This window comes from Halomonas cupida, from assembly GCF_900142755.1.
Lineage (GTDB): Bacteria > Pseudomonadota > Gammaproteobacteria > Pseudomonadales > Halomonadaceae > Halomonas > Halomonas cupida.
Genome location: NZ_FRCA01000001.1, coordinates 564,431 through 583,996 on the forward strand (window position 1 = coordinate 564,431; position 19,566 = coordinate 583,996).

The 19,566-nt window shown below is 60.0% G+C and carries 19 protein-coding genes; 15 read left to right on the plus strand and 4 right to left on the minus strand.

Features of this window, described 5'->3' with window-relative positions:
- Nucleotides 1-68 precede the first annotated feature (68 nt).
- The 14 genes from BUE38_RS02395 (at nucleotide 69) to BUE38_RS02460 (ending at nucleotide 14,483) form a co-directional block, all read left to right on the plus strand.
- Entirely contained in the window at nucleotides 69-692 is a 624-nt protein-coding gene (locus BUE38_RS02395; protein ID WP_073433411.1) for a phosphoribosylanthranilate isomerase, read from the plus strand.
- 112 nt (nucleotides 693-804) lie between these two features.
- Complete coding sequence (gene trpB, locus BUE38_RS02400; RefSeq protein ID WP_174788026.1) at nucleotides 805-2,019, plus strand: tryptophan synthase subunit beta; 1,215 nt, start codon at nucleotides 805-807, stop codon at nucleotides 2,017-2,019.
- 12 nt (nucleotides 2,020-2,031) lie between these two features.
- Complete coding sequence (gene trpA, locus BUE38_RS02405) at nucleotides 2,032-2,856, plus strand: tryptophan synthase subunit alpha (RefSeq protein ID WP_073433413.1); 825 nt, start codon at nucleotides 2,032-2,034, stop codon at nucleotides 2,854-2,856.
- A 78-nt stretch (nucleotides 2,857-2,934) separates the two neighbouring features.
- Nucleotides 2,935-3,969, plus strand: a complete 1,035-nt coding sequence (gene accD, locus BUE38_RS02410) for an acetyl-CoA carboxylase, carboxyltransferase subunit beta (protein ID WP_170234275.1) — start codon at nucleotides 2,935-2,937, stop codon at nucleotides 3,967-3,969.
- A 9-nt stretch (nucleotides 3,970-3,978) separates the two neighbouring features.
- Nucleotides 3,979-5,313: a bifunctional folylpolyglutamate synthase/dihydrofolate synthase gene (locus tag BUE38_RS02415; RefSeq protein WP_073433414.1), complete on the plus strand. Its 1,335-nt coding sequence runs from the start codon at nucleotides 3,979-3,981 to the stop codon at nucleotides 5,311-5,313.
- Nucleotides 5,306-5,959 carry an SPOR domain-containing protein gene (locus BUE38_RS02420; protein ID WP_084541667.1) on the plus strand — a complete coding sequence of 218 codons (654 nt, stop codon included), beginning with the start codon at nucleotides 5,306-5,308 and terminating at the stop codon, nucleotides 5,957-5,959. The genes BUE38_RS02415 and BUE38_RS02420 overlap by 8 nt, the downstream gene beginning before the upstream one ends.
- Nucleotides 5,956-6,660, plus strand: a complete 705-nt coding sequence (locus BUE38_RS02425; protein ID WP_073433416.1) for a CvpA family protein — start codon at nucleotides 5,956-5,958, stop codon at nucleotides 6,658-6,660. The genes BUE38_RS02420 and BUE38_RS02425 overlap by 4 nt, the downstream gene beginning before the upstream one ends.
- A 51-nt stretch (nucleotides 6,661-6,711) precedes the next feature.
- The gene (gene purF, locus BUE38_RS02430; RefSeq protein WP_073433417.1) at nucleotides 6,712-8,232 is read left to right on the plus strand and encodes an amidophosphoribosyltransferase; all 1,521 of its coding nucleotides are present in this window, start codon (nucleotides 6,712-6,714) and stop codon (nucleotides 8,230-8,232) included.
- 11 nt (nucleotides 8,233-8,243) lie between these two features.
- Entirely contained in the window at nucleotides 8,244-9,479 is a 1,236-nt protein-coding gene (locus BUE38_RS02435) for an O-succinylhomoserine sulfhydrylase (RefSeq protein ID WP_073433418.1), read from the plus strand.
- Between the two features lie 352 nt (nucleotides 9,480-9,831).
- A complete protein-coding gene (locus BUE38_RS02440; protein WP_073433419.1) occupies nucleotides 9,832-10,389 on the plus strand; it encodes a cytochrome b in 558 nt (185 codons plus the stop codon).
- Nucleotides 10,390-10,435: 46 nt separating this feature from the next.
- Complete coding sequence (locus tag BUE38_RS02445; RefSeq protein ID WP_073433760.1) at nucleotides 10,436-11,017, plus strand: YceI family protein; 582 nt, start codon at nucleotides 10,436-10,438, stop codon at nucleotides 11,015-11,017.
- A gap of 304 nt (nucleotides 11,018-11,321) precedes the next feature.
- The gene (locus BUE38_RS02450; protein ID WP_073433420.1) at nucleotides 11,322-12,617 is read left to right on the plus strand and encodes an MATE family efflux transporter; all 1,296 of its coding nucleotides are present in this window, start codon (nucleotides 11,322-11,324) and stop codon (nucleotides 12,615-12,617) included.
- Nucleotides 12,618-12,660: 43 nt separating this feature from the next.
- Complete coding sequence (locus BUE38_RS02455) at nucleotides 12,661-12,957, plus strand: hypothetical protein (RefSeq protein WP_073433421.1); 297 nt, start codon at nucleotides 12,661-12,663, stop codon at nucleotides 12,955-12,957.
- Between the two features lie 266 nt (nucleotides 12,958-13,223).
- On the plus strand, nucleotides 13,224-14,483 hold the full coding sequence (locus tag BUE38_RS02460) for a D-amino acid dehydrogenase (protein ID WP_073433422.1): 1,260 nt from the start codon (nucleotides 13,224-13,226) through the stop codon (nucleotides 14,481-14,483).
- A gap of 95 nt (nucleotides 14,484-14,578) precedes the next feature.
- Here BUE38_RS02460 and BUE38_RS02465 read toward each other — a convergent pair whose 3' ends face one another.
- Nucleotides 14,579-15,706 (minus strand): acyltransferase family protein, encoded by a 1,128-nt coding sequence (locus BUE38_RS02465; protein WP_073433423.1) that lies wholly within the window; start codon nucleotides 15,704-15,706, stop codon nucleotides 14,579-14,581.
- A 394-nt stretch (nucleotides 15,707-16,100) separates the two neighbouring features.
- Here BUE38_RS02465 and BUE38_RS02470 point away from each other — a divergent pair, with 394 nt between their 5' ends.
- Complete coding sequence (locus tag BUE38_RS02470; protein WP_073433424.1) at nucleotides 16,101-16,487, plus strand: DUF4168 domain-containing protein; 387 nt, start codon at nucleotides 16,101-16,103, stop codon at nucleotides 16,485-16,487.
- A gap of 232 nt (nucleotides 16,488-16,719) precedes the next feature.
- Here the strand turns inward: BUE38_RS02470 and BUE38_RS02475 are convergent, their stop codons facing one another.
- The 3 genes from BUE38_RS02475 to BUE38_RS02485 all read right to left on the minus strand — a co-directional run bounded on the left by BUE38_RS02475 (nucleotide 16,720) and on the right by BUE38_RS02485 (nucleotide 19,495).
- Nucleotides 16,720-17,985 carry a molybdopterin molybdotransferase MoeA gene (locus tag BUE38_RS02475; protein WP_084541669.1) on the minus strand — a complete coding sequence of 422 codons (1,266 nt, stop codon included), beginning with the start codon at nucleotides 17,983-17,985 and terminating at the stop codon, nucleotides 16,720-16,722.
- The gene (moaB, locus tag BUE38_RS02480) at nucleotides 17,982-18,548 is read right to left on the minus strand and encodes a molybdenum cofactor biosynthesis protein B (RefSeq protein ID WP_073433425.1); all 567 of its coding nucleotides are present in this window, start codon (nucleotides 18,546-18,548) and stop codon (nucleotides 17,982-17,984) included. The genes BUE38_RS02475 and moaB overlap by 4 nt, the downstream gene beginning before the upstream one ends.
- 146 nt (nucleotides 18,549-18,694) lie before the next feature.
- Nucleotides 18,695-19,495, minus strand: a complete 801-nt coding sequence (locus tag BUE38_RS02485) for a peptidylprolyl isomerase (RefSeq protein ID WP_073433426.1) — start codon at nucleotides 19,493-19,495, stop codon at nucleotides 18,695-18,697.
- Nucleotides 19,496-19,566: the final 71 nt, after the last annotated feature.

Here is a 19,566-nt window from a genome sequence, read left to right on the forward strand (position 1 = left end):
AGCCAGCAGAGTGTTACCGAGAAGCCGGCTTGAAAGGGGCAGCATCATGGAGAACGAGGCACAGTGAAATGAGACGTACCAGGGTCAAATTCTGTGGTCTAACCGATGCTGACGATCTGGCATCGGCCATCGCCGAAGGCGCTGACGCCATCGGTTTTGTGCTGTGGCCCGGCAGTAAACGTGCCATCGATCTGGCCGCTCTGCAGCTGTTGGCATCTCGGGTGCCGGCCTTTGTCACTCGAGTTGGGCTCTTCGTTGACCCGTCAGCGGAGGAGGTCGAGGCCTGTCTGCCCTGGCTGGATCTGCTGCAGTTCCATGGTGATGAGTCTCCTGCCTTTTGTGCTCGGTTTGGTCGTGCCTGGATCAAGGCATTGCGCATGCGGGATGACATTGATCTGTACACTGCGCAACGTGACTATGCAGCCTCCAGCGCACTGCTGCTGGATGCGTGGCGACCGGGTGTGCCGGGGGGGACAGGGGAGACCTTCGACTGGTCGCGAATCCCCGCAGACCTGGAAAAACCTGTTATCCTCGCCGGTGGCCTGTGCGCCGAGAATGTTGGCCAGGCGATAGCCGCTGTGGCGCCCTTTGCGGTGGATGTTTCCGGTGGTATCGAGGCAAGCGCTGGACGCAAGGACAGTGCCCGTATGCGGGCCTTCATGTCGGCGGTGGCATCGGCGGATCGCCGCTGACAGCACCTGATGCAGCCTGGTCTTGCAAAACAGGTCTTGCAAATCGGTCTTGCCAAGCGGTTTTGCCAACGATGGATTCGCCCACGATTGATTCGAGCTGGAGGTGAGTGTAGTGAGCAAGTTCAGTGACCTGACTCGGCTACCTGATGCTCGTGGCCATTTTGGCCCCTACGGGGGGCGATTTGTCTCCGAGACTCTGAGCTTCGCGCTGGAAGACCTGTCTCGTACCTATGACCGTCTGCGTCAGGACCCCACCTTCCAGGCCGAGTTTGACTACGACCTGGCACACTACGTTGGGCGTCCTTCACCGCTGTATCATGCGCGTCGCTGGTCGCAGCAATTGGGGGGCGCACAGATCTGGTTGAAGCGCGAGGACCTCAATCACACTGGCGCGCATAAGGTGAACAACACCATTGGTCAGGCTCTTCTGGCCCGGCACAGCGGCAAGCCCAGGGTGATTGCCGAGACCGGTGCCGGTCAGCACGGGGTTGCCACTGCGACAGTGGCCGCCCGCCTTGGACTGAAGTGCGATGTCTATATGGGCGAGGCCGACACCCAGCGCCAGAAACTGAACGTCTATCGCATGCGGTTGCTGGGCGCCAACGTGATTCCGGTGACATCGGGGACGCGCACACTCAAGGATGCGATGAACGAGGCACTGCGCGACTGGGTGACCAACGTCGATGACACCTTCTACATCATCGGGACCGTGGCTGGGCCCCACCCCTATCCGCAACTGGTGCGCGACTTCAATGCCGTGGTGGGGCGTGAAGCACGTCGTCAGTCGCTTGAGCATTTCGGCCAACTGCCGGACGCCCTGATCGCCTGTGTCGGCGGCGGGTCCAATGCCATGGGCCTGTTCTATCCCTTTGTCGAAGACGATGAGGTTGCCATGTACGGTGTCGAGGCCGGCGGTGACGGTGTCGAGACTGGTCGCCACGCGGCACCGCTGGCTTCGGGTGCGCCGCGTGGCGTGCTGCACGGCAATCGTACCTACCTGATGTCGGATGAGGGCGGTCAGGTCAGCGATACCCATTCGATCTCTGCCGGGCTCGACTATCCCGGTGTCGGCCCGGAGCACGCATTGTGGAAGGATGTTGGTCGAGTGAACTATGTGGCCGCCAATGATGACGAAGTGCTGGATGCCTTCCGTGAGTTGACCCGTGTCGAAGGCATCATGCCGGCACTGGAATCCGCCCATGCCCTGGCCCATGCCCGCAAGCTCGCACCGACCATGAGTTCCGAGCAGAACATTGTCGTCAACCTATCCGGGCGTGGGGACAAGGACATTCTTACCGTTGCCGGTATCGACGGCATTGAGCTGTAGGGGAGCTTCGCCATGACTGTTGCTCGGGAACACGGATCACGTATCGAGAAGTGCTTTGCGTCACTCTCTGCTCAGGGACGCAAGGCGCTGATTCCCTATATCACCGCTGGCGATCCGCTGCCGGACATCACCGTCGACTACATGCATGCGCTGGTCGAGGCCGGCGCTGACATCATAGAACTGGGGGTGCCGTTCTCCGACCCCATGGCGGATGGCCCGGTGATCCAGAAAGCCTGTGAGCGAGCGCTCAAGCATGGCGTACGTCTGACCGACCTGCTGGATATGGTGGCTGATTTCCGACGCAAGGATACGCAGACACCTGTGGTCCTGATGGGCTACCTGAACCCCATCGAACGTCTTGGTTTCGAGGAGTTCGCAAGGCGTGCCGGGGAAGTGGGGGTCGACGGGGTGCTGGTGGTGGACATGCCGCCGGAGGAGACGGATGAGCTGGGCCCATTGTTGAGCCAGTATCAGCTTGCCCCGATCTTCCTGGTCGCCCCTACCACATCCCCGGAGCGAGCCGCTACAATATGCGCCCATGCATCCGGCTATCTCTACTACGTTTCGCTCAAGGGGGTCACTGGGGCCGCCAGTCCGAACGCGGATGATGTAGCGGAACATCTGGCGCCATTGCGTCACCTGACGAACCTGCCCCTGTGCGTAGGCTTCGGTATTCGCGATGGGGCTTCTGCCGCCGAGGTGGCAAGAGTGGCCGACGGCGTTATTGTCGGTAGCGCTCTGGTATCACGTATCGCCGAGAATGAGCACACGCCTCGGCAGGCAATTGCAGAGCTCAAGGCACTGCTGAGTGAAATGCGCCAGGCGCTCGACGCTTGAAGGGCGAGGCCTGGGCATCCGAATCGACTCCATCACCGGCACGTTGGCCGGTGACTGCATCAATGGAAGACATCTGACATGAGCTGGTTAGACAAGATTGTACCTTCGGTGGGCCGCATTCAGCGCAAGGATCGTCGTGCAAGCGTCCCCGACGGTCTATGGCGCAAATGTCCCAAGTGTGAAGCCGTGCTCTATCTCCCGGAGCTCGAGAAACACCACAATGTCTGTCCCAAATGCGACCACCACTTGCGCCTGACGGCTCGCAAGCGTCTGAACTGGTTCCTCGACAAGGAGGGCCGCGAGGAACTGGCAGCAGACCTTGAGCCGGTGGATCGTCTCAAGTTCCGCGACTCGAAGAAGTATCGTGATCGTCTGGCAGCGGCGCAGAAGGACACCGGCGAGAAGGACGCCCTGGTGGCCATGCGCGGTCAGTTGGATGGTGTTCCGGTCGTCGCTGTGGCCTTCGAGTTCACCTTCATGGGTGGTTCCATGGGCGCTGTGGTTGGCGAGAAATTCGTGCGTGCCGCTACCATCGCACTGGAAGAGCGTATCCCATTGGTGTGCTTTGCTGCTTCGGGCGGCGCGAGGATGCAGGAGGCGCTGTTCTCGTTGATGCAGATGGCCAAGACATCCGCTGCACTGGAAAAGCTCAAGCAGGCGGGTCTGCCGTATATCTCGGTTCTGACCGATCCGGTATTCGGTGGGGTTTCTGCATCGCTGGCGATGCTGGGGGACCTGAATATCGCCGAGCCCAATGCACTGATTGGCTTCGCCGGACCACGGGTTATTGAGCAGACTGTGCGCGAGAAGTTGCCTGAGGGCTTCCAGCGCAGTGAATTCCTGCTCGAACACGGTACCGTCGATATGATCGTGCACCGTCACGATATGCGTGAAAGGGTAGGTAATGTCCTGCGCAAGCTGACCCATCAGCCTGTCGCCGGGCTGCGTGTGTCGGCGGAGCCGGATCTGGTGGATGCTGCCGAGGCTGCGGAATTCGAGCAGGCCAATGCCGAAACCGGTGAGCAGCCGCTCCAGCAGGGTGGTGCGGAGGCAGCGGGCGAAGTCGAGCAGAGCAGTGAAAAGCCTGGAGCGTCATCCGAGGCACCGCGCTGATCGCCGCCCATGACAGACTCCAGCCTGCCCAAGACCCTTGATGCCTGGCTTGCCAGGCTCGAGGCGTCGCACCCGACGGGAATTGATCTCGGCCTTGATCGGGTGTCTGCTGTAGCCCGACGTATGGGGCTGATGGATGCTCCTATCGCCGAGCGTGTCATCACCGTTGCCGGAACCAACGGCAAGGGCTCGACCGTGGCCATGCTCGAGGCGTTCTCGATGGCACATGGATTGAGTGTTGCCTGTTATACGTCTCCCCACCTGTTGCGGTACAACGAGCGCCTGCGTCTTGATGGCATTGAAGCCGAGGATGCCCTGCTGATGGCTGGCTTCAAGGCTGTCGAGCAGGCGCGTGTTGCGTCTCCTTCCATCAGCCTGACCTATTTCGAGGTCGGCACGCTCGGTGCCCTCTGGGCCATTGCCCAGCGGCGCCCGCAGATGGCGATTCTCGAGGTTGGGCTGGGTGGGCGCCTCGATGCTGTCAATATCATCGATGCCGATGTTGCCGTGGTGACCACTGTTGCGCAGGATCATGCCGCCTTCCTGGGCACTGATATCAATGTGATCGGGCGCGAGAAAGCCGGGATCATGCGGACTCAGCGTCCGGTAGTCCTCGGAAGTGATTCCCTGCCGCCGTCGGTCGCCGAGCATGCGCGTGACATCGGGGCACTGGTGCATGCTCTCGGTAGTGACTTCAACCATGATGCTGACGGTGCCGGGTGGAAATGGCAGGGAAAATCTGCCTCGGGACAGCATATGGTGCTCGATGCATTGCCCGACCCGAAATTCCCGCGTGACAATGCCGCCGCCGCGCTGCAGGCGTTTGCACTGGGTGGTGTCGCCCTGGAGGCTGACAACTGCCGCCGTGCATTGGCAGATGTACGTCTCAATGGGCGCATGCAATGGCGCGGTCAGTGGTGCCTGGATGTCGGGCACAACCCCCATGCGGCGAGCTGGGTGGCTGGGCAGCTGGGGGCATCTGATGCCCATGTGGGGCGTACCCTGTGCCTACTGGGAATGCTGGGCGACAAGGACGCCGAAGGTGTCATTGATGCTCTGTCGCCTGCGATTGATGCCTGGCTGCCGGTGAGTCTCGAAGGAGAGCGTGCACGCAGGGCTGCCGATCTTGCCGAGTACCTCGCTGAACGTGGCCTGGAGGTCATGCATTGCGCCGATGACCCCGGGAGTGGCGCAGACTGGCTTGAGACACGACTTGAACCGACAGATCGTGTGTTGGTGACCGGGTCGTTCCTGACGGTCAGTGCCATACTGGATAGGTGGCAGCAGGCATCCAGCGATGACGAGAATGTATCGAGGGAGCGAGATGAAATACGGAATGCGTGAGCGTATCAGTGGAGTCGTCATTGTCGTGGCATTGGCGGTGATCTTCGTGCCGATGCTGTTTGATGAGCCGGACAACGCGGATTCGCGTCCGGATCCGGTGTTGACCATTGAGCCGCCGGTTGAGGTGGAGCAGCGCGATGTGCCGGCTCCGGAGCCTCCCGATGGTCTCGGCGAGATCGCACAGCCGCAGACTCATGAGCAGCGCGAGGAGTCACTGGCCGAGGCCGAGGAGCATGCCAGACGAGTGCAATCCGCGTCGGACTCCGAGACCGACGCGTTGCCGGAGCAGGGCACTGCGCCTGCTGCGAGTGAGCCGGAGTCGGAACCTGAGCGTGAGGACCCTATTGCGGCCATTGCCCAGGCGGCGGATCAGCGTCGGTCCTCGTCCAGTTCTTCTGCCCCCGCGGCTGATTCGTCTGGCGAATGGGAAGTACAGGTGGGGAGCTTCGGCAATCCCGCGAATGCTCAGGGCCTGGTACAGCAGCTTCAGGACAAGGGGTTCAACGCCTATACCCGTCCCAGAGGTAACTCGCTGACCGCGGTTTATGCCGGTCCCTATGCGAGTTCCCAACAGGCCGAGTCGGCGAGAGCGCAGATCAAGTCCAGCGTGAATCAGAATGGTATGGTGAAGAGGGTCGCGCCGTGACGCTGGTGACCTGGGTGGATTGGGTCTTTGTCGCCATTCTGGCATTGGCCGTCGCTGCGGGGTTTGTGCGCGGCCTGGTACGTGAAGCGCTGGGGCTGGCGACCTGGATCGTGGCATTGCTGGCAGCGCGGATCTTCAGTGAACCGGTCGCGGATTTTCTGGCCGGCTGGATCGATAATGCGGATGGACGCTTGATTGTCGCCTTCGTCGCCATCATTATCGCCACCATTCTGGTAGGTGGCATTCTGATTCGCATGATCCAGGCGGCCATCGAATGGGCTGGTGCCGGGTTCCTCAATCGTATGACCGGCGCCATGTTCGGGGGGGCCAAGGCGGTGGCGGCCTTGACGCTGGTGACCCTGTTGATCGGCTTTACCCCCCTGGTACAGTTGACCGCCTGGCAGGATGCTGCGGTACGCCCCTGGTTCGAGCAGTCCCGCGATTGGGCGCTCGGTCACCTGGACAGTTTCGAGGGAGGCATGCTGGCCTTGCCGGAAGCCCTGCGCAAGCAGCCTGCAGACGGTGAGGTGTCGTCGGAGGCCGGGCAGGTAGAGCAGGTTCAGCAACAGTCGGCCACGCCGGAGACAGCGTTGCCGCCCGAGCAGCAGCCATTGCCGCAAACGGAGTCGGCAGTGGAACAACCGTCGTCTTCACCGCAGATCCCTGGCGTGGATGATGGCGCAGCGACCAGTGACAGTTGACTTTCGCGCCGCCTGACAGGGCGGCGCATCATGGCAAATGAGGTAAGGTGAATGTGCGGTATCGTCGGCCTGATGGCCAAGCAGGCGGTAAACCAGGCGATCTATGACGCCCTGACGGTGCTCCAGCATCGCGGTCAGGACGCTGCGGGAATGATGACCTGGAACGAGGGCCGATTCCTGCTGCGCAAGAGCAATGGCCTGGTTCGCGACGTCTTTCATACCCGCCACATGGCGCGACTGAAGGGCAACCTGGGCATCGGGCATGTGCGCTATCCTACCGCCGGTTCCTCCAGTGAGGCAGAATCCCAGCCGTTCTACGTCAACTCCCCCTACGGCATCACCCTGGCTCACAATGGTAATTTGACCAATTCCGAGCAGATCAAGAAAGAGCTGTTCTCGTCGGATCTGCGTCATATCAATACCAGCTCGGATTCCGAGGTGCTGCTCAACGTCTTTGCCCACGAACTGGGCAAGCAGGGGCCGCATCTGAAGCCGGGCGATATCTTCGACGCCGTACGTCGTGTACATCGCCGCTGTCTTGGTGGGTACGCCGCGGTAGCGATCATCAATGGCGTGGGTCTGGTGGCCTTCCGTGACCCCCATGGTATCCGTCCGGTGGTGTTCGGCACCCGTGACGAAGGCCAGGGACAGGAAGTGATGATTGCCTCTGAATCCGTGGCGTTGGATGTGGGCGGCTTCGAGCTGCATCGCGACCTGGCGCCGGGCGAGGCGATCTTCGTTGATATGGACGGTGAAATTCACACACAACTCTGCGCTGACCGCCCTCAGCTGGCTCCCTGCATTTTCGAACATGTCTATCTGGCACGCCCCGACTCCATGCTTGACGGCGCCTATGTCTATGGCACCCGGCTGCAGATGGGCCGCAAACTGGCCGATCGTATCAAGCGTGAATGGCCGGATCATGACATCGATGTAGTGATTCCGATCCCCGATACGTCGCGCACGGCAGCGCTGGAAATGGCGCAGCATCTCGGTGCAACCTATCGCGAAGGGTTCATGAAGAACCGCTATATCGGGCGTACCTTCATCATGCCTGGGCAGACTCAGCGCAAGAAGTCCGTGCGTCAGAAGCTCAATGCCATTGATGTCGAATTCCGTGGCAAGAACGTGATGCTGGTCGATGATTCCATCGTGCGTGGTACGACCTGCAAGCAGATCATCCAGATGGCACGCGATGCTGGTGCCAACAAGGTGTATTTCGCCTCGGCGGCGCCGCCCGTGCGCTACCCGAACGTCTACGGCATCGATATGCCGGCCGCCAGTGAGCTGATCGCTCATGGCCGCAGTGAAGCCGAAGTGGGTGAGTTGATTGGCGCTGATCGCATCGTCTATCAGGATATCGAAGACCTCAAGGCCGCCTGTCGTGAGGTCAATCCGGCTCTTGATGATTTCGATTGCTCGGTGTTCGATGGTCGTTACATCACTGGCGATATCGACGACAACTATCTTGCCGAGCTGGAAGCGTCGCGCAACGATATGGCCAAAGAGACGCAGAATGCCGGCGATCACGCGCTGGTGGGCATGCACAATCAGGACGATGACATCGATTGAGGAGAGGCGGTATGCAAGACGACGCATTTGGCGACGACTCTGGCAAACAGGCAGGCAATCACCCAGACGAAAGTCAGTGGGCAATCGATACATTGGCGATTCGTGCCGGTCAGATGCGTACTCATGAGCAGGAGCATTCCGAGCCGATCTTCCCGACCTCGAGCTTTGTCTATGGCAGTGCCGCCGAGGCGGCACGCAAGTTTGCCGGCGACGAGCCGGGTAACATCTATTCGCGCTTTACCAACCCGACGGTCCGTACCTTCGAGCGTCGCCTTGCGGCACTCGAGGGTGGTGAGCGCTGTGTTGCTACCAGTTCCGGGATGGCGGCCATCCTGTCCACCGCTCTGGCGTTGTTGCAGGCCGGAGACGAGATCGTCGCCTCGCGCTCGCTGTTCGGCTCCACTGTCAGCCTGTTCGACAAGTATCTCGGCAAGTTCGGTATCAAGACCCGTTATGTCGAATTATCCGATCTGCCGGCATGGGAAGCGGCGATCACACCGGCGACGCGACTGCTGTTTGCCGAGACGCCTTCCAACCCGCTTTCGGAAGTGGTGGATATCCAGGCGCTGGCCGAGATCGCGCATCGCCACGATGCCTGGTTGGCTATTGATAACTGCTTCCTGACGCCAGCGCTGCAGCGACCGTTGGAACTTGGCGCCGATCTGGTGATTCACTCCGCGACCAAGTATCTGGATGGACAGGGGCGCGCCATTGGTGGTGCTGTGGTGGGTGCCGACGCACTGCTCGAGGAAGTCTTCGGTGTGGTGCGAACCTGTGGCCCATGTCTGAGTCCCTTCAATGCCTGGATATTCTCCAAGGGGCTGGAAACTCTAGGCCTGCGTATGAAGGCGCATTCCGCTGCCGCACTGGAACTGGCCCAGTGGCTGGAGGCGCATCCTGCCGTGGAGCGCGTGCACTACAGTGGTCTGGAAAGTCATGCTCAGCATGCCCTGGCCCGTCGCCAGCAGCGCGCTTTCGGAGCGGTGCTGGGCCTGGAAGTGAAGGGCGGTCGTGAGGCGGCCTGGTCCGTTATCGATGCCACCCGCCTGTTATCGATCACCGGTAACCTCGGTGATGCCAAGACCACCATCACTCATCCGGCGACCACCACCCATGGCCGTCTTTCCGACGACCAGAAGGCGATTGCCGGTATCAGCGACAACCTGATCCGTATCGCCGTGGGCCTCGAGGATCTCGAGGATATCAAGACCGACCTCGCGCGAGGCCTGGATGCCTTGACCGCCTGACTGTCGTTCCCCGGCTGTCTCTAAACGCAAACTGCCCGACCAGAGTCGGGCAGTTTGCGTTTAGAGACAGCCACGAGCTACGAGCTACGAGCACGCTACGCTCGAGCCGAACCCCGAACCCCGAACCCCGAACCCCGAACCCCGAACCCCGAACCCCGAACCCCGAACCCCGAACCCGGGGAAGGCGCGGAGTTGCCGTTTTGGCGTTGAGCCGCTCGTGGCTCGAAGCTCGCGTCTCGAAACTGGGGTTGTGGAATTTCCGAACATTTCATTCGATTTTATCCACGAGAATGGCTGAGTCTGTTGCGTTAAGATCGATTTCATCGACAGATTAGCTTGGGTCATCAAGACTATGTGGCGTAATACCCGAAGTGGATGGGGGTTGATCAGCATCGGCCTGCACTGGCTCAGCGCCATCGCCATCATAGGCCTGTTTGTGCTGGGTTGGTGGATGACGGGGCTCGACTACTACAGCAACTGGTACCACACTGCACCCTGGTGGCATCGCGGTATCGGCATGCTGGTACTGCTGGCGACTCTGATGCGCCTGGTGTGGCGCCTGCTGCAGCCGCACCCGGAGGCTCACGGTTCACGACTGGAGCAACGTGCGGCATCCCTGGGCCATGTCGCCATCTACCTCCTGTTGCTGGCGGTATTGATCAGTGGCTATCTGATTTCCACCGCCGAAGGCAAGGGAATCGCGGTGTTGGACTGGTTCACCGTGCCGGCGTTGCTGCATGGGCTACCCGAACAGGCGTCACGTGCTGGTGTTGTGCACTGGTACAGTGCCATAGCGTTGATGGTGCTGTCGGCTGGGCACGCACTGGCAGCGTTGAAACACCATTTCATCGATCGGCAGGATACGTTGGTCAGAATATTGAGCCCGCGTCCTTCACGACGCGACCGATAGTAAAGCCCTTTATCCGAGAAGTCGTACTCACAGGGAGTAATCAATGATGTACAAGAAGACTACCATCGCCGCGCTGAGCGCACTGGCCATGCTGCCGTTTGCCCAGGCCCAGGCAGCGGACTATGCCATCGATACCGAAGGTCAACACGCCTTTATCCAGTTCCGTATCAACCATGTCGGTTTCTCATACATTCTCGGCAACTTCGAGTCCTTCGATGGCACCTTTTCCTATGATGCCGAGGACCCGGCTGCTTCAAGCGCCGAGCTGGAAGTCGATGTGACGAGCCTCAACACCAACCACGCCGAGCGTGACAAGCATATCCTCAGCGGTGATTTCCTGGATGCGGGTGAATACCCGACCGCGACCTTCACTTCCACTGGATTCGAGTCCACCGGAGACGGTGAGGGTGTGCTGACCGGTGACCTGACGTTGCATGGGACTACCCAGAGCATCGAAATGCCGGTCACTCTGGTGGGCGAGGGCGAAGATCCCTGGGGCGGCTATCGTGCCGGTTTCGAAGGCAGTACTGACCTGACCCTGACCGATTACGGCATCGACATGAGCAAGTTCCCGGAAGCCATGCAGACACTGGAACTGTATGTCACCTTCGAGGGTGTGCGTCAGTAATTCGCACCTCTCTGCCTTGAAACATGATGAACTTGCGGGACACCACACCAGCCCCGGGTATGCTCCCCGGGGCTTTTTGTCGATGGGGCTCCTGACGCTCGCTGAGTATTGTCGATTGACCCTGTCGAGAACTGAACACTGATTGCCCGAGCTTAACCAATATCTGAGTTTAACCAATACCTGGGCTGAACCAATACCTGAGCTGAACCACTAACTGCAGCACCTGCGTTACGGAGATCCTGTGCATCTATCGACTGACTCCCCCCAGTCTCTGGGACGAACCCTGTGGAGACAGACCTGGCCCATGGCCATCGGGGTTCTCTCGTTGCTTGGCTTTCAACTGGTGGACTCCGCCTTTATTGCTCGTCTGGGCACCGCGCCGCTGGCGGCCCAGTCCTTTACCTTTCCGCTGAGCTTCCTGATCATCGGTGTTCAGGTCGGTATGGGGATTGCCATTGCCGCCCTGATCTCGCGTGCCCTGGGGGCGGGAGAAGAGCAGCGGGCGCGGCGCCTGGGAAGCCTGGTGCTGTTGCTGGGGGCTGCGGCTATTGCCGTGCTGGCGGTGGTGCTGTGGCTGGTTCAGACACCGGTGTTTCGCCTGCTGGGAGCGGATGCCAGTGCGCTGGCCGAGATTGCCGATTACTGGGGGCCCCAGTTGCTGGCCAGTTGGGTTGGCGCGTTGGTCTATTTTGGTTACAGCCTGTTTCGTGCCCACGGAGATACGACCTTTCCCGGTACCATGATGGTACTCACCAGCCTGGTGAACCTGTGCCTGGACCCGTTGCTGATCTTCGGCATCGGCCCCTGGCCGGGCCTCGGGCTGCCGGGTGCGGCCTGGGCGACAGTAATCGCCTTCGCGGCCGGTCTGGTTCTGCTGGCACGTCGGCTGGCGAGCCGCAACTGGCTGGCAGGCGAGGGGCTGTCGGGTGAGCTGCGGACATCTGGCGGTGCCTTTGCTGGTGTTGCTGGACCGGCGATGATCGGTCAATTGATGCCGCCGTTGTCAGCGATGCTGGCGGTGTCCGTGGTTGCCCAGCTCGGTCAGACCGCAGTGGCTGCCTGGGGGCTGGGTAGTCGCCTGGAGACCGTCTCGCTGATGGTGGTGCTGGCCATGACCATGTCCTTGCCGCCCTGGTTGGGTCGTTGCTATGGCGCCGGGGACTGGGTGCAGGTACAGCGCCTGATGCGTCTGGCGCTCAGGGTTGTAGTGATCTGGCAGTTGGGACTGGGCCTGGTGATGGCGCTGTTGGCACCCTGGATTGCGGGCCTGTTGGCGGGCAACCCCGAGATTCGTGGCGAACTGGCAATCCTGATCCGTTTCCTGTTGCCCAGTTATGCAGCGCTCGGCGTATGCATGCTGGTGGTATCCGCCGGGAATGCGTTGGGTTGGCCGATGCGTGCCATGTTGATGTCTGCGGCCCGTCTGTTCATCTGCTACCTGCCATGCCTGTGGCTGGGCATCACTCTGGTGGGTGGAATGACGGGACTGGCTGCAGGAGCTGCGCTGGGCAATGTTCTGGCGGGACTGTTGGCCTGGTGGTGGTTCAATAAAGTGATGTCGCGACCGAAGCGTCAATACGCTGGCCGAAACATATCCTGAATATCAACCCAACATGAAGGCATGCCGGGTTGATACCAGACTGATGTCGGCTGTGCTCAGGGCGGTGCAGCTCGGTGCTGGTATCTCGATTGATGGTGGCTTCCAGCAGAACTGCTGTGTCGCGCAGTTTCCTGACTCCGCCAGCGGTCGAGGCATCCGTGTGCCGTGCATGCAGGAGTTGACAGCATTGGGGCTGGCCGGACTGTGTGGCGTTGATATTGAATCAGCGGAGGAAGCGGGCGAGGCCTTCGTACCGGCAGGCGAAGTATCCGACGATGATCATCAGCATTTTGCTCGGGCGCTGGATTGCGCCAGTGGCTGGCAAGACAGCTGGCTCTGAGGCAACCAGCCCTGAAGCAGCCAACGAAGGATGCGTCACCAGGCGCTTTTATTGAGCTGTAGTGATACATCCTGTTTTTTTGATTCTTTCATTGTTTAATTATCTATTTTGTGAAAATAAAGCACTCAACGTTCTGTATGTTGACATAAATACAGAATAATTTCCTGATGCTCATCGTTATACTCGCCTGACAACAGCATCAATGTGACTGGTCGTCGTCAGCAATGGTTTTCAACGACGTCCGTCAACAACAAGAGGGTGGCGAGATGAAGATTCTGGTTCTGGGTTCTGGTGTCGTCGGTGTGACTTCGGCCTACTATCTGGCGCGTCAGGGACATGAAGTGACGGTCGTTGATCGCCAGGCTTCTCCAGCGATGGAAACCAGCTACGGCAATGCCGGTCAGGTCTCCTTTGGCTTCTCTTCCCCCTGGGCGGCTCCGGGTATTCCCCAGAAAGCCATCAAGTGGATGTTCCAGGAACATGCACCGCTGAAGATTCAGCCGCGCCTTGATCCGGTCATGGGTCGCTTCATGATGCAGATGCTGAACAACTGCAATCCGGACAGCTATGCGGTCAACAAGGAGCGTATGGTCAGGGTTGCCGAGCACAGCCGTGCCTGTATCAATGCCTTGCGTGACGATACCGGAATTCGCTACGAGGACCGCCAGCGGGGGTTGCTGCAGTTGTTCCGCAGCGAACAGCAGATCGAGGCCGTGGGCAAGGACATGAAAGTCCTTGAACAGTGTGGTGTGCGTCACAACCTGCTCAATGCCGAGGAAATCACTGCCGTTGAACCTGCGTTGTCGCGGGTCCCCGGCAAGTTTGTCGGTGGCCTGCACCTGCCCGATGACCAGACCGGCGATTGCTTCCTGTTCACCAACCGACTGGCGGACTATTGCCGTGAGCAATTGGGGGTGACCTTCCTGTTCAATACCGCCATCCAGCGCATCAGTCGGGTGGCCGGGCATGTCGAGAGCGTCGAGACCAGTGCCGGTACACTGAGTGCCGATGCCTACGTGATGGCATTGGGCAGTTATTCGCCTTTCCTCGCTCGCGATCTCGATATTCGTCTGCCGATCTATCCGGTCAAGGGCTATAGCCTGACGCTGCCGGTCATCGACGATGGTGGGGCGCCACAGTCGACGGTCATGGATGAGACCTTCAAGGTCGCCATCTCGCGCTTCGACAACCGCATCCGGGTCGGCGGCACCGCCGAGCTGGCTTCCTATAACCTGAGTCTGGCCGAAAAACGCCGCGCCACGATCAGTATGGTGGTCCGCGATGTGTTCCCTGAAGGCGGTGACCTGGAACGGGCCGAGTTCTGGACGGGGCTGCGACCGATGACGCCGGACTCTACCCCAATCATCGGCGCCACGAAGTATGACAACCTGTGGCTCAATACCGGGCATGGTACCCTGGGGTGGACAATGAGTTGCGGCAGTGGACAGTTGCTGGCGGACCTGATCGACGGCCGTGATCCGAAGATTGATCCCGATGGCCTGTCAGTGGCACGTTACGCCGCCTGATTCCCGCCACGGGACTCGAGTTCAGCGACCCCGTCAGCCTTCTGGCTGACGGGGTCCTTCTGTTTACGGTGTCTATCTGGAAAGGGGGGGCGCATCTATGCCGCGGTTGGTGCATAGACGTAGAGTCGAGCGAAGCGACTTCCTCTCAAGGCATGGCGCATTGGAAGCTCTATATAGCGGTACAAACCGACAGAGATCAGAAGGATGGCAGCAATCAGAACCATGAGCGCCAGTACGGATGTTGGTGCATCCAACCAGTGGCCAAAACCATGGCCCGTAATAACGTGACTTCCCAGCTGAATCGCTTCGAGCACCAGCATATGGCTCATATAGATGGAGTAGGAGATCACCCCCATCATGCGAAGAGGGGCGACCGTAAGGAGTGACGCGATACGGTGCTTATTACCGGAAAGAGACAGAATCAACAGCGCAAAAACCGGAGGAAGCAACAGGTCGTTGGCCCCAATATGCATCAGTCCTGTAGTGATCGAGGCAATCACCACGAAAGCCATATCATGATGCAGCCAGCGCATGCTGCCTCTGCGGAAGACCTGGTACAGTACTGCTCCGATGCAGAACTGGAACAGGCACCGGAAAGCCCCGTAGTCGTAGGTGAGATTCAAACCTCGGGGATTATCGGCAATGACGGCCAGGCCGAGGATACCGACCAGGCAGATAACGACGTGGGCTCGCCAGCCCTTGCCGAACAGGAATGAGGCAAGCACCGGAAAAAACAGGTACGCGAGCCACTCTGCTCCAATCGACCAGGCGGGGCCATTCCATGTCAAGCCATCCTGCAGGCCAGCCGCCTGAATCATCAGCAAATGTTCAACAAGGGCTGGCAGGTTCTTGCCTCCTTCAAAGGCTTCTCGTTGCAGGTCGTCCACTCCTGACTGAGTCAACGTGGCTCTCAACAGCTCAAGCAGGACGAAAGCCACCAATATCGTCAGATGGAGTGGATAAAGACGTGCAATTCTCCCGAACAGGAAAGTCCGGAAGGAAGGCCAATCAACTCTGGAACGAAATTGCTGGCCATAGGCGTGCATGATCACGAAACCGCTGAGCAGAAAGAACAGGTCCACCCAGAGATAACCCTTGACGATAAAGGAGGTATGTTGGGAGACCGATAGGTTGGGCAGAAAGCTTCCTGTGTAGTGGTAGAGGACCACAAGGATCGCAGCGATGCCTCTCAACGAGGTCAGGGCGTCGATCTGATCACGCATGCACATCTCCAATCCGCATTCGATTCGGAACTGAAACTCCGCTGGGGTTCACATTGGAATGGTCCGCCTCCGTCGAAGCGGAAGGAGTGCAGGTAGTCAGCTTCCCGGGAGGGGCGGAAACACAGCGAAATCGTTTTTTTGCTGGTTTCAAGGATTCCTGGTCTTTCAATAAGTTCCGCAGATTTCTCTGTGTGATCTATCCCCAGGACTATCGTCATCGATGTCCCGTTGGCTCAATCCTTTTTGGGTGGATTTGTGTCTCCATATGGAGACAACTTGTGTTCGAAATGTGCAAGCCTCTCTGTCGGAAACTTTTGTTGATCTTGTCATGTCAGCGTATGCCGACGATCATCCAGCGACATTCAGCAACAACTTGTGCGTGCAAGGAGAGGTTATGCGGCGTATTGCGACACTATTTTCTGCCATCCTGCTTGGCTCTGGCCTGATGAGTTCCGTCACTCAAGCTCAGGAGACTGATGGCACCACGGCGCCAATCGAGGCGCAGGCGCCAGCCACCAACTTCTCGGACGAGCAGCTACAGCAGTTTGCAAGTGCCGCCCAGGAAATTGCCATGGTGTCTGAGGAATATTCCCAGCGTCTCGGCCAGGCTGAGGGCGAGGCCGCTCAACAGGCAGTCAGACAGGAAGCGGACAGCAAGATGGTCGAGATAGTGCAGAACAGCGGCCTCGACGTCGAAACCTTCAATGCCATCGGTCAGGCGGCGCAGAACGACCCTGCCCTGGCTGAGCGCATTCAGCAGTTGGTCCAATCCGGGGGTTGAGACCTGGCGTCATATACTCTGTTGGTGGGAAAAGGTCGCTCATTCGAGCGACCTTTTTTGATGCATCGAACTTTTCCAGAGAACCTGCCGCACACTGCACGAGCTGTCGGATATTGAATCCTCTCGATCGAGAGCCTGGGCGATACCGGTGTTGAGGGCCGATTGATGCGACTCGGTCAGTCGAAGGACTCTGTCATTCGGTATTTGTAGACTCAAGTTATTGCGAAATACCTCAGCAAAGGAACTGACTGGCGGGCAGATAGATGTAATGTTCGCCCAGGATCACATCGTTGCCGGGTTCCACTATCAGGTAGCCATCGGCATTGTGGGCTGTTCTGAGCATATTCGAGCCCTGGGCGCCGGCCAGCACGGCACGAGTGGTGCCCCGCAACGGTTCAAGACACACTCGCAGCAGTTCCCGGCGCTGGCGGGGGGCACGTTTGTGAAAGCCGGCTTCCACGGTCCAGCGCTCCAGCTCGGCTGGCGTACGTCCCTGGCGACGTTGCAGGCACGGCTGACCGAGCATCCGCCAGGCGATCAGTGCAGCGGAGGGGTTGCCGGGTAGGGCGATTACTGGCGTGCCCTGCTCGAGGGTGTCGCCGATATGGCCAAAGGTGAACGGCTTGCCTGGTTTCATGGCCACCCCGTGCAGGTGGATGGCCCCGACGCGCTCCAGGCAGGGCCGCACATGATCTTCCTCGCCGACGGAAACGCCGCCGCTGCAGACAATCAGATCGGCCGTCTCAGCGGCATCAAGCAATGCGCGTTCCAGATCCTCGGGATGATCTGCGATGATGCCGAAGTCGAGCACTTCGGCCTGTTGCTGAGTGAGAGCAGCAGACAGCATGGCTGCATTGCTGTTGTACAGCTGCCCCGGCGCCAGTGGTGTACCCGGTGTCACCAGTTCCGATCCGGTGCACAGCAGCGCGACCCGTACGCGTCGTCGTACTGTTATCTCCCGCAGACCTTGACTGGCCAGCATGGCGCAGGTGATGGCATTGATGACCGTACCTGCCTCGAGCAGCGGGTCGCCGATCTGCACCTCCTCGCCACGGCGACGAATATGCTGTCCTGTGACCGGTGCCTTCAGGCAGTTCACCAATCCATCGGCATCGATACTTACCTGCTCCTGAGGGACTACACAGTCAGCACCTCTGGGGAGCGGCGCCCCGGTAAAGATGCGCGCACAACTGCCCGACAGCAGTGGCTCCGGGGCGACCCCGGCAGGAATGCGTGCCGAAACGGCGAGCCCGGTGGAGCCGGTGAGATCCGCTCGGCGTAGGGCATAGCCATCCATGGCGCTGTTGTCGACACCCGGAAGGTCGAGGCGAGCCGTCAGTGGTTCGGCCAGCACTCGGCCATGGGCGCTGGACAGGCTGACGCGCTCACTGCCCCCACAGGGGATGACCTCATCAATGAGCCACTGGCGAGCCTTGAGCGGATCGGTCAGTGAGTGGCCATCCCCGTGCCGCTCGCTGCAGCCGCAGTCGATGCTCATGACGGTGACTCGAGGCGGGGTGTGCGTGTATCGCAGCGCTGTTGGTCCTTGACCACCATGGCGACGAAATTGCACGGTCGCGTGCGGGCGTCGAGCTGCGCAGCGATGATGTCATCCCAGGCGGTGGCGCAGGCCTTCGGAGAGCCAGGCATGGCGAATATCAGGGTCTGGTCGATGACGCCTGCCAGAGCGCGGGACTGAATGGTTGAGGTGCCGATCTGCTGATGAGATATCTGGCGGAACAACTCGCCGTAGCCCTCGATGACTTTGTCGAATAGTGGGCCCAGCGCCTCGGGCGTACTGTCGCGGGCAGTGAAGCCGGTGCCACCGTCCACCAGTACGACCTGGATATCATCACGAATGACCCAGCCACTGACCATGGCGCGGATATGGTAGATATCGTCCTTGACGACACGACGTTCGACCAGTTGATGGCCGGCGTTCTGTAGACGATCGATCAGCAGTGCGCCGCTGGCGTCCTCGGCGATGCTGCGGGTATCGGACACGGTCAGCACCGCGATGCCGAGCGGAATGAATTCGAGTTGGCGCGAATGGTGAGACATGCTGCCTCCTGAGTCGGGAAGGCCGGGCTGACTGACGGAAGTGAGCGCCGGTCAGCCGAATGGATTGAGGCTATGGGTTGAAACTATGGATTGGCACTACGGACTGCGCTGGATGGGGACATGGTTCTGCGGATGACGCCCGGTCCCTACTGCACAAGAGCACCATCGCTGTCGGCCAGTGAGAAGCCCTCGACACCGATGTCTGCTTCCAGTTCCAGCAGGTAGTGGCGCAATGCCATGCGGGTCGCGGTTTCGCGTAGCTCGTGCTGCACTCGAGGAATCACATCCTCGTAGTTCAGCGGATGACCTTCCTCGCGGGCATCGATCTGCACGATATGCCAGCCATAGCGCGAGGCCAGCGGACGGTCATGCAGACCGATCGGCAGCAAGGCGAGGGCTCGATCCAGTTCGTCGACGGTCTGCCCCGGAGACAGCCATCCCAGCTCACCGCCGTCACTCCGTGACGGGCAACGAGAGTGGCGCTGGGCCAATTCGGTGAAGCGTTCGGGGTGTGTCTTGAGCGACTCGATCAGCTCACAGGCCCGGTGGTACTCGGTGTCACGGGCTTCGGTGTCATCCGGAGCCGCTGCCAGCAGAACATGTCGCACCTGATAGCGTGGCGGAGTGGTGAAGCGCTCCTGGTGGGCGGTGTAGTAGCGGCGACAGGCATCGTCGTTGGCGTCGGGAATCCTGAGCTCGCGCTCGAGCATCGCCGCGATATCGGCCTCACTGATATCGACATTGGCTCGCTGACCCAGAACGGCGGCCCGCTGACGCAGCAACTGCTGGATCACGAGTGCGCGGGCCGCCGCCTGAGCGGCGGCCTCACGGTCAGCAGCGGGATGGAATTGCATCTCCGCGGCGATTTCACTCTGTTCGATACAGACGTCGCCGACTCGGATACTCGGTCGATCGACCGGCACGTTCTCCACAGGAATGGTCTGCATTTCGGTTCTCCCGTTTTGCATCAACCAGGCACTTCCCTGTGCCGTGATTAACCCGGCATACGACCTTTCCG

Bases quoted from the DNA above. Each gene is read 5' to 3' on its own strand.
- BUE38_RS02395 (WP_073433411.1), top strand. From the start codon at position 69: ATGAGACGTACCAGGGTCAAATTCTGTGGTCTAACCGATGCTGACGAT.
- trpA (WP_073433413.1), top strand. From the start codon at position 2,032: ATGACTGTTGCTCGGGAACACGGATCACGTATCGAGAAGTGCTTTGCG.
- accD (WP_170234275.1), top strand. From the start codon at position 2,935: ATGAGCTGGTTAGACAAGATTGTACCTTCGGTGGGCCGCATTCAGCGC.
- BUE38_RS02415 (WP_073433414.1), top strand. From the start codon at position 3,979: ATGACAGACTCCAGCCTGCCCAAGACCCTTGATGCCTGGCTTGCCAGG.
- BUE38_RS02420 (WP_084541667.1), top strand. From the start codon at position 5,306: ATGCGTGAGCGTATCAGTGGAGTCGTCATTGTCGTGGCATTGGCGGTG.
- purF (WP_073433417.1), top strand. From the start codon at position 6,712: ATGTGCGGTATCGTCGGCCTGATGGCCAAGCAGGCGGTAAACCAGGCG.
- BUE38_RS02435 (WP_073433418.1), top strand. From the start codon at position 8,244: ATGCAAGACGACGCATTTGGCGACGACTCTGGCAAACAGGCAGGCAAT.
- BUE38_RS02440 (WP_073433419.1), top strand. From the start codon at position 9,832: ATGTGGCGTAATACCCGAAGTGGATGGGGGTTGATCAGCATCGGCCTG.
- BUE38_RS02445 (WP_073433760.1), top strand. From the start codon at position 10,436: ATGTACAAGAAGACTACCATCGCCGCGCTGAGCGCACTGGCCATGCTG.
- BUE38_RS02450 (WP_073433420.1), top strand. From the start codon at position 11,322: ATGGCCATCGGGGTTCTCTCGTTGCTTGGCTTTCAACTGGTGGACTCC.
- BUE38_RS02455 (WP_073433421.1), top strand. From the start codon at position 12,661: ATGTCGGCTGTGCTCAGGGCGGTGCAGCTCGGTGCTGGTATCTCGATT.
- BUE38_RS02460 (WP_073433422.1), top strand. From the start codon at position 13,224: ATGAAGATTCTGGTTCTGGGTTCTGGTGTCGTCGGTGTGACTTCGGCC.
- BUE38_RS02465 (WP_073433423.1), bottom strand. From the start codon at position 15,706: ATGCGTGATCAGATCGACGCCCTGACCTCGTTGAGAGGCATCGCTGCG.
- BUE38_RS02470 (WP_073433424.1), top strand. From the start codon at position 16,101: ATGCGGCGTATTGCGACACTATTTTCTGCCATCCTGCTTGGCTCTGGC.
- BUE38_RS02475 (WP_084541669.1), bottom strand. From the start codon at position 17,985: ATGAGCATCGACTGCGGCTGCAGCGAGCGGCACGGGGATGGCCACTCA.
- moaB (WP_073433425.1), bottom strand. From the start codon at position 18,548: ATGTCTCACCATTCGCGCCAACTCGAATTCATTCCGCTCGGCATCGCG.
- BUE38_RS02485 (WP_073433426.1), bottom strand. From the start codon at position 19,495: ATGCAGACCATTCCTGTGGAGAACGTGCCGGTCGATCGACCGAGTATC.